This is a genomic window from Leucobacter sp. gxy201 (assembly GCF_051043335.1).
Taxonomy (GTDB): domain Bacteria; phylum Actinomycetota; class Actinomycetes; order Actinomycetales; family Microbacteriaceae; genus Leucobacter.
Genome location: NZ_JAMXWS010000014.1, coordinates 1 through 16,131 on the forward strand (window position 1 = coordinate 1; position 16,131 = coordinate 16,131).

The following is a 16,131-nucleotide window of genomic DNA, read 5'->3' on the forward strand; positions in this document are numbered from 1 at the left end:
ACTCGGCCTAGTTGCTTAGCCGAACCACTCAGTATTCTCCGGATCGTCGAACTCCATGAACTCGATGACCTCGCCGTCGTACATGATGAAAGCGACGGTCGCGAATCGCTCAGCCGGCCGGAATGGCTCCGCAAGGATCTCATGACCACTCAGAGCATCACTCAAATTTGAAACACGGTATGCAGTGTGGTGCTTGTCGCGCAGCGGGCCAGTGACTTCGCTGTCATCCTCAAATCGCAAAAACTCTACGTTGAATGGGTGCTTCCTGGGGTTCGTCACCCAGACTTTCGTCGCAGCCACGAACAGCTCTCCCGGGCGCGAAACTGTTGTGGGTACGCCGAGATGATCGAAAACAAAATCGGGGTGAAGGTTCATGATGACAATTCCTAATTCTCCTCGTTACTTCGTTGTTGAGGTCTTGGCCTAACTAGAGCACTAAGCCGTCATCTGCGGTCACCACGAATCCCGTCATGAAGCTCGACGCGCTGGCGGGCGCATTCCGCCCGTCCATAGAAAATCGGGAGAGAGAGTGAACGGCACTCGGTTGGGTCACAGGCGTACCTCTGTGCCGGTGCGTGCAGATTCGACTATGGCTTCGAGAATCTCGAGGCCATGCACCGCGTCGGGAAGCGACACAATCTCCGCAGCGGATCTGCCACTGATTCGGTCGAGGAAGTTCGCGAGCTCATCACGCAGGGCCCCACCAATCGCCCCGTGAATCTCTGGCCACAGTGCCGAGTTTGGTGCAGAGCTCGCATCTTCACCCCAGATCTCGAGTCCGGATTCGTACACCTGCACATGTCCGGTACCTGTGGTGCCGACGACCTCGAGGCTCGCATCAAATCGCCCCCTCCATTGGTCACTCACGATATTCGCTGGCGCTCCACTCGGCACGCTCCAGCTCGCCTCGACCATGGCGAGTGTCCCACCTGACATCTCAATCGTCGCCACCACACAGTCGGGAAACTCGTGCCCGGTGAAGTTGCGTTCGTAAGCACGAATCGACACTGCTCGTTGTCCTGCAGACATCCACAGAATCTGATCGACGTCGTGCACGAGATTTGCCATCGCGATGTGTGCGCTCTTACCGCTCGTCTCCCACATTGCAGATGGCGCGTTCCGCTTTGCGCGGATCGTCATCACTTCTCCCAGTGCGCCGTTCACCACAGAGTCATACAGAATCGCGTGTTGGGCTTCAAACCGGAGGATGTGACCGACTTGCAGGATCACTTGCTTCTCGGCAGCGAGATCGATCAGCTGTTGCCCTTCGGCCGCTGTCAACGCCAGTGGCTTTTCTATGAAGCAATCAATGCCACGATTAATCACCTTCGTCGCGAACCCGACGTGCAGGTGCTCTGGAATGGTGAGGAACACTGCGTCGAGTTCTTCAGTTTCGAGCAGCTGATCCAGGGCGGTATAGGTACGGGGGATCCCATACTTCTCAGCCAGACCCGCTGCGACCCGCTCGTTCGGCTCGCAGAGGGCGACCAGCTCGCATCCGTGGAGACGTGAGAGGGCGCCGATATGCAGCGAGCCGAACGAGCCAGCACCCACCACTGCGACACGGGGTGTTGATGTGTTGGGATTCATGTGAACTCCTCGCTTCCTTCTGCCATCAGGACGTACTACTGAGGACCTTCCTTCGGAGCGTCTCGAGTGCGGCGGCCAGGATGAGCACGAGACCAGTCACGATGCCACTGATCTCCACACCGATGTTGAGTAGCGTCAGGCCGTTCTTCACCACGCCGATAAGCCACACGCCCAAGACCACACGCCAGATCGATCCGCGGCCACCCTCGAATGGAATTCCACCGAGCAGCACCGCAGTAAGGATCGTAACTTCAAAGCCCAGACCGAGGCTCGCCGATGGCGCGCTGTTAAGACGAGTCACCTGCATGATTGCTGCGAGACCAGTCGCCAGGCCTACAATCACGTACAGCCACATCACCGTCCGGTTGACGCGAATACCGGTCAAAAAGGCTGCACGCTTGTTCACACCAATGGCAATGATGTGGCGACCTGCCGGGAGACGATTCATCACAAACATCACGAGCAGCGTGATAAGAAGGGCGATGATGACCAGATACGGTATCCCGAATATCTTACCGGTTCCGAGGGCTGCGGCGCCCTCTGGGAATCCAAACACGTTGTACGGCGCCAGCGTGAGCGCAACACCTCTGGCGGAGGCCAACATACCGAGCGTCACGACGATCGCTGAGAAGCCTAGGATCCCGATGAGCACTCCGTTGATCAGTCCCACCACAAGGCCGACGAGCAGGCCAACGATGAGGCCGGGCCAGAAACCGGCACTGTTGAACACCAGCCCCGCAGACACACCCGCGAGTGCCATGGTTGAACCCACAGACAGGTCGATATTTCCAGACATCAACAGCATCGCCATTGCGACCGCAACGACGAACGTTGCTGAGTTCTGGTTCGCAACTGCAAACAGGTTGTCAAATGTGAGGAACGCATTGGTGCTGAGGCTGAAATAGATCATCAACAGGATCGTTGCGACTGGCAGGATCCAGCCGATCATGTTGGTCCAGCGCACCTTCTTGCTGACCTCAGCCTCCCTGATGTCAGTCTCGGCACTATTCTTTGTTTGCAAGGCTGATCAGCTCGCTTTCACTCATTCGGTCCGTTCGCATAGCGACGATTTTTCCTTTGGACATAACAATGATTCGTGACGCTACCGCGACCACTTCTTCTGGGTCACTACTCGCGAACAGCACTGCACGCTCGCCACCAGCAACAAATTCACGCATGAGTTCATAGATCTCAGCGCGCGCCCCAACGTCAACGCCCTGTGTGGGCTCGTCAACGAGGAGCATGGAAACACCTGCAAGCTCGGCCATCCAGCGCCCGACAGAGATCTTCTGCGCGTTGCCGCCCGAGAACTTGCTCACCTCTAGCTGCGGCGCGTTGGGCCGCAACTGGATGCGGTTCGCAATCGCGTCAAATGCTTTCAGTTCTCCGCGAATGTTTCGCACCGGCTTACTAATCTTCTTCAAATGCGGAAGCAACACATTCTCATACGCAGCCATCTCACCAAACAGGGCGGCATGTTTCCGGTCACTCGGCACGAGTGCGAGCCCATGCCCGATTGCCTGCTGAGGCGAACTGATTCTTGCGTTCTTGCCGAGAACATTCACTTCTCCGCCACGCATGTGCCGCGCACCGGCCAACGTTTCTAAGAGATCCGTTCGGCCTGATCCGAGGAGCCCGTAGATACCTACGATCTCGCCACCATGAATGGTGAGGTCGGTCGGCCCGCTCCGCGCACCCACCAGGGCACGCGTTTCGAGCAGCACAAGATCACTGGCGTGTGTTTCCATTGATGGTGCCCGCACGTCACCCGTGAGGGAGATACCCTGCACGAGCTGCTCCATTGAAAGGTCAGCAACTGGTTCTGACAGCAGCACCTCACCATCGCGAAGGACGGTGGCGCGATCAGCGTAGTTCAGAACGTCACGCAGGATGTGGGTCACCAGAATGACAACAATGTTGTCTTCGCTTGCGAGGTTCCGGATCATGCTGAGCAAGCGTTCAGATTCACGTGAGCTGAGTGCCGCGGTTGGTTCGTCGAGGATCAGCACACTCGGCTTTCTCCTCAGCGCGCGCGCAACGTCTACTAGCTTTCGTTCACCTGTTGCGAGGGTGGCGACCCGGTCCTCGGGGTTAGCCGAGGAACCGAGCCGCTGTAGGAGCTCCTTCACCACTGCGTTCTCTTCACGGTCGTTAATCCCTAACGAACCTGAATCTTCATCGCCTAGGAACACGTTCTCGGCGACAGTGAGATCGTCGATCGTCTGCAGTTCCTGATAGATGAGCGCGATGCCTTGATCCAACGCCTCTTTGGGGCTGAGATTGGTGAATTCGTCATCACCCAGCTTGATGATGCCGCTATCGGCGGTGACAGCACCACTGATACAACCGAGCAACGTCGATTTTCCTGCACCATTGGCCCCGAGCAGTGCGTGAACCTCACCGGGCTCAGCCATCATGCTTACGGACCGCAGCACGGTATTGCTGCCGTATGCCTTACAGACGTCAACTACTGTTAGAGCAGTTCCAGTCATTGGAGCTCCTAATCTCTGTGTATTAGCCAAACATCGCGATGAGGCGGTCGACCTCTGTCTGATCGTCCTGGCTCACAACCTCAGCTGGCGTAGCCAGGTGCGTTTCGCCCTCGCCCTTCACTGAATTGACTGCGGAGACAAGGATCGACTCTGCGAGTTCGTCAAGCGGCAGCGCGAGCGTTGCGCGGAACGGTCCACCGGACTTGATTGCTTCAAGCGCTTCAAGGCTTCCGTTGTGTCCCATGATCAGAACTTCTTCGATATCAACGTTCGACTCTTCGAAGGCACGGATCGCGCCAACGCCGGCGTCATCCGAGACTCCGATAAACACTCGCAAGTCGGGGTTCTCACGAAGTGCATCCTGAGCAATCTGGAGCCCGCACTCGGTGTTGTTGCACTCCTGGTACGACACCACCTCGTAGCCAGCCTCCTCCAAGACTTCCTTTGCGAAGATGTTGCGTCCGTCAAACGCGTCGAGTGGCGAGGTAGTGAGACCAACCGTCACCTCTCCCGGCTTGAGTTCGTTGCGCTCGAGCCACTCAACTGCGTATGCTCCAGCATCGCGGCCGCTGCTGTCGCTGTCGAAGCCGGCTGAACCATCAGTGCCGTCCAACTGCTCAGCGTAGCTAATCCACTTCGTACCCTGTGCCTGCGCGGCTTCACGCAGATCCTCGAGCGCTGCGGCATCAACAGGGGTCATCACGATCGCATCGACCTTCTGGGTGACCCAGTTCTCGATCGTCGCGCGCTGATCTTCCAGGTTGTTGAGCTGCGTGTTATCGAGCAGCAGCTCCACACATTCTTCCTGTGCAGCGTAGCGCTCGACAGCACCCTTGAGTGCGACGACGTAGGCGTCATCGCCACTGGGGTGACTGAAGCCGACGGTAATGACCTGTTCGCAGCCCTCGTTCGAGGCTGCACTATCGCCGCCGTCTCCCCCGCCCGCACAACCTGTCAGGGCAAGGGCGCCGGCAAGCAGCACGGCGCCTGCAGTTTTCTTGAACTTCACGCGTATTCTCCTTTGAATTCGTGAGATCCACGGCCACACTGAGGCCGTTCCTCTCGTACTAGATGTTGATAAATTGAACTCGTATCGAGTCTTCGTGCCGGTCCTTTCTTTATTTCACCCCGACGAGGTTGGCTGCTTCAGTAAACGCACGATCAAGAATGTCGATTGCCTGATCGATCTCCGCCTTATCGATAATGAGCGCTGGAATCAGCTGCAGCCGGTTGTAGTAGTAGCCACCTTTTTCGAACAGCAGCCCTTCCCGCACGCAGGCGTTGAGCACTGCAGTGGTTGCCTCAGGCGCAGGTTCCTTGGTCGCACGATCCATCACCAGCTCCAGGCCAATGAACAGGCCCCTGCCGTCAACGTGACCGAGCAGCGTGTGCTTGTCTTGCAATTCAGCCAGCCGCTCGCGGAAGTAGTCGCCCATACGCGCTGCATTCTCGACAATCCCGTCGCGGGCGTACACGTCGAGTGTCGCGTTAGCCGCAGCAGATGCGAGTGGTGTACCCGAGAATGTTCCCACGTGTGCGCCTGGACCCCAAGACGAGAGGATGTCGCTGCGCCCAATAAGCGCCGAGATCGGCATGCCGGAGGCGAGACCCTTCGACGTGGTGAAGAGGTCGGGCACGATCCCCTCGTGCTCGCTCGCCCACATCTTCCCTGAACGCCCCATACCGGTCTGAATCTCGTCAAAAATCAGGAGGATGCCGTGCTCATCAGCCAGCTCGCGCAGCCCCTGCAGGTACCCTTCTCCAGGCATGATGTATCCGGCACTCGCCTGCATCGGCTCAACCAGGATCGCCGCCACGTTGCTCACGCCACGACCATCTCCGAATGGCGTCTCCTTCCCACGGAACATGCGCTGGATGAACTCCAGGCAGGCCTCAGCATCCGTCTCGGGGGACGCACCGAATGCACTCCGATAGGGGTAGGAGTATGGAATCTTCGCATGAGCGGTGTCGTGCGGCCCCACGGGGTAGAAGTAGGACCACATACCACCCTTCGCCGTCATCGCCATCGTTCCCTGGGTCGTACCGTGGTATCCGCCGTAGGTCGTGAGCACCATTGGTGCACCCGTGTACCATCGCGCTATCTTGATCGACAGGTCGATCGCGTCAGATCCCGTCGTGCCGAATGCAACCCGAGAATCGGGGATCGGGGAGAGATCCACCAGACGCTCGGAGAGCTCAGCGCGGGGCGGCGTCGGCAGGTCGAAGTACTGAATGAGTGTGTTCGCCTGCTTCGTAATTGCCTCGACGATGTCAGGGTGCGAGTGCCCAAGGTTATTTACCGAGAATCCCACAAGCATGTCGATGTAGGACTTACCGTCGGCATCAAAGACGCGGGTTCCCTCACCTCGGACGATAGCCGGGGGAACATCCCACAGCGCGAATCCAATCGCCCCAGTTGATTCATTGCTAACTTGGCGCTGGAGGAGCGACTTTGCTTCCGGGCCATAGTGCGACTTCTCCACTCGCTCCGAAAGCTGCTCTGGGGACGTGTGTAGTTTGTTCCGTTGCGCCAGCAACCTGTTTTCGAAAGCCGATGAGCTCATGCTGTCATTCCAATCATTCTTGTTACTGCAGGAGGTGTGTTTTACTCGTCAGTCGCGTCGCCGCACCAGTCGATAGCGAGCAGCGCCAACGTCTTCGCTGCCATGACCACTTCATCGACTGAAGCGAACTCATTGTCCGCATGCGCGACGCCAATGTCTCCAGGTCCGTAGCTCACTGCGGGGATGCCCTTCTCAGTCAGGAACGTCGCATCGCACACAGCGAGGAATCCCAGCTTCTCTGCCATGCTTTCGAAGGGTGTCCCTACCGAACCCAGGCGATGGGCACGAACCACGGCATCAACGAGCTCGTCCGACGCTTCCCCCGGATTATTTGCGGGCCAATTCTGCTTCCACGTAATGATCGGGGGGTTCTCCCGGAGCCATGCATCCGTGCTCGCAACGTGGTGGATGAACTCTTCGATTTCCTTGCGAACCTCAGCGGGATCATCCTGCGGTGGGTACCAGATGAGGTAGTCGATGACGGTGATCTCAGAGAGTTGGAACGGCACCATCTCACCAAAGATGGGACCGCCCTTGATCGCGCCAGGCAGGATCGAGAAATGTCCAGGCACGTAGTCTGGGTGAGTTTTCGTAAACGCCCACTCACGCTCAAGCCGCATGAGGGCCTCATAAATGATGAAGGCTTTATCGATCGCGTTGACACCCACTTCTGGGCCCCCACCACTCGCGTGTATGGACTGGCCCCGCATTGAAGCGTGGGTGCGCTTGCCCTTGATCTCAAGTTCGAACCACAAGAGTCCGGCTGAGTGGGGTGCCACCGAGAGCGGCTCTGGCGAGCTCGGCTCGGTCACAACAGCGCCGTCGGCCACATAGCCGCGAGAGATTGCGGAGCCAGTACCCGCTTCGTGATCCATGGTTTCTTCGCCAACCACTGCCTCAACGATGAGGTCACCCTTCAACTTCACACCCAGCTCATCCAAGATCTTCGCTGCATATGCCTGCGCCACCAGGCCCGCCTTCATGTCCGTAGCGCCACGACCCCACACACGCTCACCGTCATAGCGGCCGGAGTACGGATCAGTTTCGGTCCACTTGCTCGGATCGCCCGGGGGCACCACATCAGTGTGACCGTTGTATATGAGGGACTTTCCCCCACCGATTCCGCGCTTGATTGCCGCGACATTTGTTCGTTTCGGTTCGTGCTCCCAGAAGTCGAGCTCGATACCTGTTCCTTCGAATACTTCCGCCAGCTTGCGGGCCACATCACCCTCTTTGCCAAGATGAGCATCGAGATCTTCTCCCGGGTACTTGGGAGACACACTCGGAATTTTGACGAGCTCAGAGAGGAGCCCTGCCATGTCTTCTCGGTACGCCTCGGCTCGCGAAGCGATCTCGCTCAAGTATCGACTCGCTGGCTGTGCCGAGTCGCCACCGTGTTCTTGCGTCATTGGTCTCTCCATTCCTCATTCATCCGTTGTGTTTTCGGACCTCGGGGCGGCGCTAGCACCGCGCGCCGACGGCGGTCATTGCCCGCTCAGCCCATCAGTGCGCCACCGTTCACCGGCAATGCGATCCCCGTGATGAACTCCGCGGCGTCCGATGTGAGGAATCCCACCGCCTTGGCCGTGTCCTCAGGGGTGCTCAGCCGTCCAAGCGGAGTCGCAGCGACATAGCCATCTCGCACCTCTGCTTCGGTTTGGGCGGTCAGAGCTGCTTCCCACGAGACCTCACGGTCTTGCATCGGGGTTGCCACATAGCCGGGGCAGACGGCATTCACTCGAATTCCCAGCGGGCCCAGCTCGGTCGCCATAGATTGCGTGAGACCGACGACCGCGTACTTGCTTGCGACATAATCGCTTAAGAATGGAACGGCGCCCGTCTGGCCGGCCATCGAGGCCACGTTCACAATGACACCGCGCGTGCCTCGCGCGCGCATGACCTTCCCTGCAGCCTGCCCACCAAAGAACGTGCCGTACAGGTTCACGTGCATCGTCTGGGTCAAATCTCCCTCAGAAACTGAGAGAAACGGTTGCATCTTCGAGACGCCGGCGTTGTTGACCCACACGGTAATGCCGTCATCGATAGCGTCGATTTCGGCTGCCAGCGCGTCCACTGCTGCCCGATCCGTGACGTCGAGAGACGCTGACTGTGCGCGTCCCCCGGCGTCACGAATCGATGCGGCGACGGCCTCCGCCGCTTCTGCCCGACGAGAAGTAACGACGACACGATGTCCGAGCCCCGCGAGTTCATGCGCGATTGCCGCACCAATTCCCCCCGACGCTCCTGTCACTACTGCAGTCATCAGACGTAACGCTCCCTGTAATTAGTCCTGCGCGCCGTTTGAAAGCGAGCGGTACATTTCCAGACCTTCTTCGGCCGAAACACCGCCGTGCACGACAGCGTATACCGCCTGGACCATGGCAGCAGGGCTTTCGCGCTGGAAGATGTTCCTGCCCATATCCACACCGTCCGCACCTTCGTCTACCGCACGACGCGCCATCGAAAGCGCGTCGAAGGAGCTGATCTTCTTGCCTCCGGCGACAATCACCGGCACTGGGCAGGCTGACGTCACTTTCGCAAAATCTTCTTCACAGTAGTAGGTCTTCACTAGTTGCGCGCCAAGCTCTGCAATCATCCGCGTCGCGAGGCCCAGGTATCGCGCGTCCCTCGCGATCTCACGCCCGACCGCTGTCACGCCGAGAACGGGAATACCTGCGCGATATCCGCCATCCACGAGTCGAGTGAGGTTATGGATCGACTGCGTCTCACCCTCTCCGCCGACAAAGACCTGCACCGCGACAGCCGCTGCATCGATTCGGGTCGCGTCTTCGATGTTCATCGCAATGCGCTCATCCGAGAGCTCCTTCAAGACCGAAGGTCCACCGGAGGCGCGAACGACCAACGCTTTGTTCGTGTTGGCAGGAACCAGCGAACGAATGATGCCTCGAGTGGCCATAAGCGCATCCACATGCTCTGCCAGCGGCACAACGTTGAGGTCGATGCGTTCCAAGCCTGAGGTGGGCCCCTGGAAGTATCCGTGATCAAATGCGAGCATCACGGTGCGGCCGTCGGCGCCGAAAATTCGGCTGAGTCGATGCTGCATTCCGAAGTCGAGCTGGCTTGCCCCCTTCACGGTGCCAGTGATCGGCTCTTGTGGGCGTCCCACTCCGAAGTTTGTGGCTACAATTGGATCGTCGAGATCAGCCATGTGATGTGTTTCCTTTCCAGATAAACGATTTGGGGGTAATTCAATTGCTCTCGGGCGTCCATGGAACAGCCCTGGTATCGTCCCCACCGGCAGGTGACTTGATGAAATACGCTTCAAACATCTCTTCCCCGAACGCACGCAAAAAGTGCTCGTGACCCACCTTGCACTGGGCGATATCGCCTGCGACGAGCGAGGCTTGCTGTTCCCGGTCGACCCACAGTTCGGCTTTACCCGAAACCACGATAAAGGACTCGTCACTCTCAGCGTGCAGGTGGTTCTCGACCTCGTCGCCGGGACGAAGTCGCACAATTCCGATACGGCAAGTTTCACTGTCCAGCAGATATCCGGGCCCCCAGTCGCCAAACCGGAGGGAGGCGTCTGCCACCTGCGAGCGAATAATGTTGGAATTCTCGGTTGGATTCACAGTGTTCTCTCATTTCCGCCATCAATTGGAATCTGTGCACCGGTCGTGGCCTGATAACCTGGCCCGCACAGCGACATGACAAGTTCCGCAACTCCTCGGCTTGTCACCTCTCTGCCGAGCAGGTTGTTGGTCTTGTACGCTGCAACGGTCATGCCGTAGTGAGCCGCCCGTGCCTCCAAGAGCTCCGGTGTCCACAGCGCAGTGTCAAATACGGCGTTCGGATGCACCACATTCACACGGATCCCGAGGGGCGCCCACTCCATCGCAGCGACTCTGGATAGCTGTGTCAACGCCGATTTTGAGGCGGAGTACGCTGCCGCCCCCGGCCCAGGAGCCGCGACATTCTTCGAACCGATGACAATTGTTTGCGGATCACAGGGTGAGGCCGCGAGCAACGGTTGGATCAGTGAGAACAGCCTGGCGACGCTGGTCACGTTGACGTCGAGCACCCTACGCCACGTCTCAATATTGAGATCACCGATGAGCTGTGCTTCAGGAAAAATCCCTGCCGCGACAACGACCACGTCAAGGCCACCGTGCAGCGCAATGATCCGCTGAATTTCCGTCTCCATGGCCGACTCGTGAGTAACATTCACAACGACGCCGGTGTAATTGGGAGCATCAGACACCTCGAGAATGGTCTCTGAGAGATCCCAGCCCACAACCGAAGCGCCAGCCTCGAGAAACACGTCAACACACGCCTTGCCAATACCGGAGGCGGCGCCAGTGACGAGCACTGATTGACCTGTCATCGGCTTGGCGTCACGCAATCCGAGCTTTGCCTGCTGCGCTGACCAACCGGCAAGCCACCTCGACTGTCCAAGCGCAGCGGGTTCGTACCCACCGAGTTGCTGAGAGGCATCAGCAATAAAGATGTTGCTGGCGAGGATTTCCGCAGTCTGTTTCGCTCCTGCCGCGTCGTCTCCGACAGTTGCAAGGAAACCCGCCGCTTCGTCGCGAACCACCCGAGGGAAACTCAAGACATCAGGAAGATCCGACTCCGTCTCCGTCGATTCGATGAAAGATTCGTGAGATTGCAGGTGGCCCTCAGCCGTGGATCCCCCAAACGGGCGGAGCCCCAACCAGTTCACGTGATCAGGTGTGGCAGGGCCGCGCTCGAGTTCGTTGAGCGCCTCAAACAGTGTTGCCTTGCCAGAATCAACTGCGACAGACCTCACAATGACAGGTCGGCCCGCTTGCGCACTCAAGAGGCTACGCAGGGTCGGCACATACTCGGCAGTGTGTTCAGCTGAGGCGAGCGCCGTAGCCTTGACGCTCTCCACCCCGCGAGCCTTCAACGCTTCTTCTGCGCGATAGATCACATCCTGATGCGCCTCAAGCGCTGCCTGCACATTCGATGCGAACGCGAAGAGCCCGTGCTTCCTCACCAGGATGGCGTCAATCGCCTTGCCGCCAGCTGCGCTCGAATTCCAGGTGTCCAGCACTGCCTGCGCCAAATCCAGACCTGAGGAGGCATAGTCCATCACAGCCACGCGATCGCCAACGATCTCGGCGAGCTCTTCATTCGTCAGCGGGGTATCGCTCAGCGCAAGCAGCACATCCGCATGTGAGTGAAGAATCGCCTCCACGGGGATCAGCGCGTGCACCAGGGTCTCAACTGAGGGATCTGCGGTTGCTGGCCCGGTGATGAGATTTCGCAGTCTCGGCAGGAGATCGTCATTTGTGAGATCTTCATAATCAATCAGGGCTGCTGCGGCCTCGGCATCCAACGGCACGAAGTCATCGCTCGTGATCTCGCCCATATCGTAACCACTGGGCTTCATCCAGAGCGTCGTACCCGCAGAGCTAGACAGCTTGATGGAACTGTTTCCGCCCCCGTGCAAGACGAGAGCCGGATCGACACCAATTTCACGCGATGCGGCGGCAAGGGCTTCCAACACTGAAGCCGTCTCACCCATTACTACCACAACTCCCCCTTGAGTGTTGTTTGATAAAAATTGCGTAATTGTTATTACATCAAGTTCGCAGAACTAATTCAAGTCCAAATTACCAGTCACGCGCCAAGCTCGACAATCTCATCAGTGTGGTGGTGAATTTTTCGCATGTTTTCAACGTTCTTCCGCGAATACCTTTCATCAAAATAGCAACCGACGCTCGCTGATATCTTGCATTCAACGACAAGTCATGTTGAACTACTGGTTGTTACCATTAGGTTACAATCATTCAACAAATGAATGGCAGGACACAACAGGGTGTCCGATTGACTCAGTAAGGCAATAGGCGTGGCAAATACCATTGAGTGGATCGAAGGAACGATCCCAACCGTTCGGCTACTCGACCAAACTCGGCTTCCGCATGTGGTCGAGTATCTGAATGTCACAACAGTTGCAGAGTTGGTCGACGCGATCCAGCGCCTAGCGGTTCGTGGCGCTCCCGCGCTCGGTGCCGCAGGCGGGTATGGTGTTGCCCTCGCACACCGCGAAGCAGCGCGAGAGCACTGGTCTCCTGCCGAGTTCGCAAGTGCCGTCGAGTCGCTGAGGAACGCACGCCCCACCGCGGTCAACCTTGCCTGGGGAGTGGATCGGGTGATGCAAGCAAGCTCCAACGCTGAAGGGGCACTGGCTGAAGCGATCGACATCGCAAACGAGGACAAGGCCGGAAACCTCGCACTTTCTGCGCACGGTGCCGAGTGGATCATGTCTCACTGTGCTCGTCGTCCGCTGCGCGTGCTCACGCACTGCAATACGGGCCTGCTTGCAACCACAAGTTGGGGCACCGCGTATGGCATGATCAAGCACCTGCACCAGGATGGGATGGTGGAGATGGTCTACGCAGACGAGACACGCCCGCTCCTCCAAGGGTCACGACTCACCAGCTGGGAGCTCACGCAGGATGGCATTCCTCATAAGGTACAAGTTGACGCAGCCGCAGCGAGCACGATTACGCGAGGCCTTGTTGATGTTGCGATCATCGGGGCTGATCGCATTGCCATGAACGGCGATACCGCAAACAAGATCGGGTCGCTGTCGGTCGCACTGGCATGCAAATTCGCCGGCATTCCATTCGTCGTTGCCGCACCATTCTCAACCGTGAGCCTGGATACTGCGACCGGAAGCGAGATCGAGATCGAAGAGCGAGACGCTTCCGAGGTCCTCGAAGTTGGTGGCGCAAAGGTTGCCCTAGACGGCACGCAGGTGTTCAACCCAGCATTCGACGTCACGCCCGCAGAACTCATCTCAGCGATCGCCACCGAGCACGGTGTCATCGAACCCGTGCTTGCAACAAATAGCGATATCTTTGCTTCGCTCGTACCACTCAGCTCCTCACACTGATACCCGGCCACTTTCTCACACGGAAGGCGACATTCCATGACATTCGAAGATGAATCCACGTCACCCAGCGCTGCTCCATTGAGCACTCAAGAACTGTGTGCCTGGCTCAAGGCTGAACTGGATATCGATGCGCAAAGCGCCGACGAAATCGGCGATGGCAACCTCAACCTCGTCTATCGCGTGCGCACGTCAGACGGATCAGTGATCGTCAAGCAAGCCCTTCCATACCTTCGCCTCGCTGGTGAGGGCTGGCCGCTGACTGTCGATCGCGCAAGGATTGAGGCGACCGCGCTGTCGCTCCATAACGAGCTTTCGCCAGGCGGGGTTCCGAATCTCATTCACTTTGATGCTGACCAGCACCTCATCGTGATGGAAGACCTGCGGGACCACGTGATCTGGCGTCAAACGTTGATCGACGGGAGCCTCCCCGCCGGAATGGGCGCCCAAGTGGGTGAGATTACGGCTCGGATCACACTTGGCACGTCGGACGTGCTGGTTCCCGCCGACAATCGCAAACAGCTGCTGAAAGACTTTGTAAATCCTGAACTGTGCGCGATTAGCGAAGACCTTGTATTCACGTCGCCGTATATTGATAGCCCATCAAACAACATTGATGATTCTTCGCGTGAGCTGGCGGAGAGATTGCGCCGTGACTCCGAACTGTTCGCTGAGTCAAAGCGACTACTCTGGGCGTTCAAGACCCAGGGTGAAGCACTCATTCACGGAGATCTCCACACTGGTTCCGTGATGGTCACCGATGGCGATGCGCGGGTGATGGACCCGGAGTTCGCCTTCTACGGACCGATCGGATACGACACCGGCAACGTGCTTGCGCACCTGGCCTTTGCGAGCACGCGCCATGACCTGCTCGGCAACCAAGAGCAAGTGAAGCTCATCACCGAGGAAGCGCTGACGTTCTGGGAGGTGTTTGTGGAAACAATCGCTGAGCTCTGGCCTGACTCTGAACCTTGGCAAGAAACATTCCTCGCGCGCGTTCTCGAAGACTCGGCCTCATATGCTGCAACCGAGATGATCCGCAGAATGGTCGGAATGGCGCAAGTTGCCGATATCGAAAGCCTTGAACTTCCGCAACGCTACGAGGCGAAGCAGCGCATCGGCAGAAATGCCCGCTGGCTCGCCCTGGGGCGCCCCGTACGCACCGTCGAGGAGTTGTGGGATCGGGCGATTCACGACTAGGTCGCAGCAGTACGCTCACACCGACCCCGCCGGCGGGGTCACACCCTTAGACGGAACGGCTTCTGAAGATATGGAACACGTACCGTCCCTCAATAAAGTACGTGCGTGAATATACGAGCGGTTGATTCGCCTGGTCGTAGTGCAGCTGGTCGAGGAGGAGAAACAGGCGGTGCTCGTCCGACTCTCTCCCCCAGCCAATATGCTCTGACCAGACCGCATGGACCTCTGCAACGGCGTGAGATGCCCGTCGGCCCGTCTTTTCTTGGAGATGTTCGAAGATTGAGCCGGTGAATTCTCCCGGCTCAATCTCCGCGCTCCGCCCTAACAGCGGGATCAGGTCGTAGGAATAGGCGACGACATCTCCGTCTGCCAGGATCGATCTGCGCAGCTCGATCACTTCCGCCTGAGGCGACAGCCCCATACGTTCAGCCTCGTCGGGAAGCAGATGCCTAATGATCTGGCTTTCATACACCATGCCCGGCTCCGCCCCAGTTGCTCGAACTGAGTCGGTGATTGATTCAAGCCGCTCGAGCCCAGCTCGGATGGTGCGACGCTCATTCACAAATGTTCCGACGCCATGCTTGGTGCGCACCAGACCTTTCGCTTCAAGATCTCGCAGCGCGGCACGAATGGTCGGTCTGGACACTCCAAACATCTCGCCCAGTTCCGCCTCCGTCGGTAGCCTGCTGTTCGGAAGATACGTGCCGTCGTTCAACGATTGGCGAAGTCCTTCAGCTACCTTCGATACCAGTGTTCCTTTACGCGCCATACTCGGCCTCCACCAGCATCCTCTCAGCCAGGCCTAGCGCATCACAGATCCGCGATGATCGTGTACCTGAAACATAGTTTTAAGACATCAATGGTAATTTTACACAATATCGAGTTCGCCGTCCGACTACATGCAGACGGAGGCATGTGGGCCGCGATGACGTCGCATGTTCACAGCCCAGTGACGGCTGCGGAATATCACTCCGGGCCGTCACCCGCGCTCTGAAAGGCGCTGATCTCGTGCGGCCTGCTTGCGGAGCATCTCGTGTAGGCGTGAAGCTCAGCCTCGCCCGATCGCTCAGCGGCGCGATCCAGCCGGCGTTGCACCCCGGTGTTGTCAACAGCGGCTGAATTTTGACCCCTTTTCGTCGTCTGAAAATTGACCCCGTGCGTGTTTATTGGTTGGTTCCCGCTGGTAGCGGCGGGGTAGCGCCGAGGAGGTCTCGGCGGGCTTTGGTGCGGTATGAGTCCCCGCCCAGGGCAAGGACTTCTGCGTAGTGGACGAGACGATCGATCATCGCTCCGGCAACCAAATCGTCGGAGAAAACTTCACCCCAACGTCCGAACGGCGGTCAAGCCCCGTGGAGACGCTTCTATGATTGTCAAGTCGTAGAACCGGCAGAATGTAGGGCAT

At 58.2% G+C, this 16,131-nt stretch carries 14 protein-coding genes and 1 pseudogene; 2 read left to right on the top strand and 13 right to left on the bottom strand.

The features are described from left to right. Nucleotides 1-15 precede the first annotated feature (15 nt). The 11 genes from NHL51_RS13655 to NHL51_RS13705 form a co-directional block, all read right to left on the bottom strand. Nucleotides 16-375, bottom strand: a complete 360-nt coding sequence (locus NHL51_RS13655; protein ID WP_434144614.1) for a hypothetical protein — start codon at nucleotides 373-375, stop codon at nucleotides 16-18. Nucleotides 376-549: 174 nt separating this feature from the next. After that, nucleotides 550-1,590, bottom strand: coding sequence for a Gfo/Idh/MocA family protein (locus NHL51_RS13660; protein ID WP_434144616.1), 1,041 nt, complete (start codon nucleotides 1,588-1,590; stop codon nucleotides 550-552). A gap of 25 nt (nucleotides 1,591-1,615) precedes the next feature. After that, the gene (locus NHL51_RS13665) at nucleotides 1,616-2,539 is read right to left on the bottom strand and encodes an ABC transporter permease (protein WP_434144618.1); all 924 of its coding nucleotides are present in this window, start codon (nucleotides 2,537-2,539) and stop codon (nucleotides 1,616-1,618) included. A 55-nt stretch (nucleotides 2,540-2,594) separates the two neighbouring features. Further along, entirely contained in the window at nucleotides 2,595-4,082 is a 1,488-nt protein-coding gene (locus NHL51_RS13670; RefSeq protein ID WP_434144619.1) for a sugar ABC transporter ATP-binding protein, read from the bottom strand. A gap of 22 nt (nucleotides 4,083-4,104) precedes the next feature. Further along, nucleotides 4,105-5,091 (bottom strand): sugar ABC transporter substrate-binding protein, encoded by a 987-nt coding sequence (locus tag NHL51_RS13675; protein ID WP_434144620.1) that lies wholly within the window; start codon nucleotides 5,089-5,091, stop codon nucleotides 4,105-4,107. 109 nt (nucleotides 5,092-5,200) lie between these two features. After that, complete coding sequence (locus tag NHL51_RS13680; RefSeq protein WP_434144622.1) at nucleotides 5,201-6,646, bottom strand: aspartate aminotransferase family protein; 1,446 nt, start codon at nucleotides 6,644-6,646, stop codon at nucleotides 5,201-5,203. 41 nt (nucleotides 6,647-6,687) lie between these two features. Continuing rightward, a complete protein-coding gene (locus tag NHL51_RS13685; RefSeq protein WP_434144623.1) occupies nucleotides 6,688-8,067 on the bottom strand; it encodes a M20 family metallopeptidase in 1,380 nt (459 codons plus the stop codon). Nucleotides 8,068-8,141: 74 nt separating this feature from the next. Next, on the bottom strand, nucleotides 8,142-8,909 hold the full coding sequence (locus tag NHL51_RS13690; RefSeq protein ID WP_434144625.1) for an SDR family NAD(P)-dependent oxidoreductase: 768 nt from the start codon (nucleotides 8,907-8,909) through the stop codon (nucleotides 8,142-8,144). A 21-nt stretch (nucleotides 8,910-8,930) separates the two neighbouring features. Then, nucleotides 8,931-9,815, bottom strand: a complete 885-nt coding sequence (gene lsrF, locus NHL51_RS13695) for a 3-hydroxy-5-phosphonooxypentane-2,4-dione thiolase (protein ID WP_434144627.1) — start codon at nucleotides 9,813-9,815, stop codon at nucleotides 8,931-8,933. Between the two features lie 40 nt (nucleotides 9,816-9,855). Beyond that, nucleotides 9,856-10,239 carry a cupin domain-containing protein gene (locus NHL51_RS13700; RefSeq protein WP_434144629.1) on the bottom strand — a complete coding sequence of 128 codons (384 nt, stop codon included), beginning with the start codon at nucleotides 10,237-10,239 and terminating at the stop codon, nucleotides 9,856-9,858. After that, a complete protein-coding gene (locus NHL51_RS13705; RefSeq protein WP_434144631.1) occupies nucleotides 10,236-12,158 on the bottom strand; it encodes an SDR family oxidoreductase in 1,923 nt (640 codons plus the stop codon). Before NHL51_RS13705 ends, NHL51_RS13700 begins: the two co-directional genes overlap by 4 nt. Before the next feature lie 324 nt (nucleotides 12,159-12,482). Between NHL51_RS13705 and mtnA the strand changes: the two genes are divergently transcribed. Together mtnA and mtnK are read left to right on the top strand one after the other, a co-directional pair. Beyond that, nucleotides 12,483-13,532: an S-methyl-5-thioribose-1-phosphate isomerase gene (gene mtnA / locus NHL51_RS13710; protein ID WP_434144633.1), complete on the top strand. Its 1,050-nt coding sequence runs from the start codon at nucleotides 12,483-12,485 to the stop codon at nucleotides 13,530-13,532. 36 nt (nucleotides 13,533-13,568) lie between these two features. Continuing rightward, nucleotides 13,569-14,729, top strand: coding sequence for an S-methyl-5-thioribose kinase (gene mtnK, locus NHL51_RS13715; RefSeq protein WP_434144635.1), 1,161 nt, complete (start codon nucleotides 13,569-13,571; stop codon nucleotides 14,727-14,729). Between the two features lie 46 nt (nucleotides 14,730-14,775). Here the strand turns inward: mtnK and NHL51_RS13720 are convergent, their stop codons facing one another. Together NHL51_RS13720 and NHL51_RS13725 are read right to left on the bottom strand one after the other, a co-directional pair. Then, nucleotides 14,776-15,498 carry a GntR family transcriptional regulator gene (locus NHL51_RS13720; protein WP_434144637.1) on the bottom strand — a complete coding sequence of 241 codons (723 nt, stop codon included), beginning with the start codon at nucleotides 15,496-15,498 and terminating at the stop codon, nucleotides 14,776-14,778. A 394-nt stretch (nucleotides 15,499-15,892) separates the two neighbouring features. Continuing rightward, nucleotides 15,893-16,054, bottom strand: a pseudogene (locus NHL51_RS13725) (ATP-binding protein); the annotation flags it as partial. Between the last annotated feature and the right edge of the window lie 77 nt (nucleotides 16,055-16,131).

Coding starts and splice junctions, on each gene's coding strand:
- NHL51_RS13655 (WP_434144614.1), bottom strand. CDS start 375: ATGAACCTTCACCCCGATTTTGTTTTCGATCATCTCGGCGTACCCACA.
- NHL51_RS13660 (WP_434144616.1), bottom strand. CDS start 1,590: ATGAATCCCAACACATCAACACCCCGTGTCGCAGTGGTGGGTGCTGGC.
- NHL51_RS13665 (WP_434144618.1), bottom strand. CDS start 2,539: ATGATCGGCTGGATCCTGCCAGTCGCAACGATCCTGTTGATGATCTAT.
- NHL51_RS13670 (WP_434144619.1), bottom strand. CDS start 4,082: ATGACTGGAACTGCTCTAACAGTAGTTGACGTCTGTAAGGCATACGGC.
- NHL51_RS13680 (WP_434144622.1), bottom strand. CDS start 6,646: ATGAGCTCATCGGCTTTCGAAAACAGGTTGCTGGCGCAACGGAACAAA.
- NHL51_RS13685 (WP_434144623.1), bottom strand. CDS start 8,067: ATGGAGAGACCAATGACGCAAGAACACGGTGGCGACTCGGCACAGCCA.
- NHL51_RS13690 (WP_434144625.1), bottom strand. CDS start 8,909: ATGACTGCAGTAGTGACAGGAGCGTCGGGGGGAATTGGTGCGGCAATC.
- lsrF (WP_434144627.1), bottom strand. CDS start 9,815: ATGGCTGATCTCGACGATCCAATTGTAGCCACAAACTTCGGAGTGGGA.
- NHL51_RS13705 (WP_434144631.1), bottom strand. CDS start 12,158: ATGGGTGAGACGGCTTCAGTGTTGGAAGCCCTTGCCGCCGCATCGCGT.
- mtnK (WP_434144635.1), top strand. CDS start 13,569: ATGACATTCGAAGATGAATCCACGTCACCCAGCGCTGCTCCATTGAGC.
- NHL51_RS13720 (WP_434144637.1), bottom strand. CDS start 15,498: ATGGCGCGTAAAGGAACACTGGTATCGAAGGTAGCTGAAGGACTTCGC.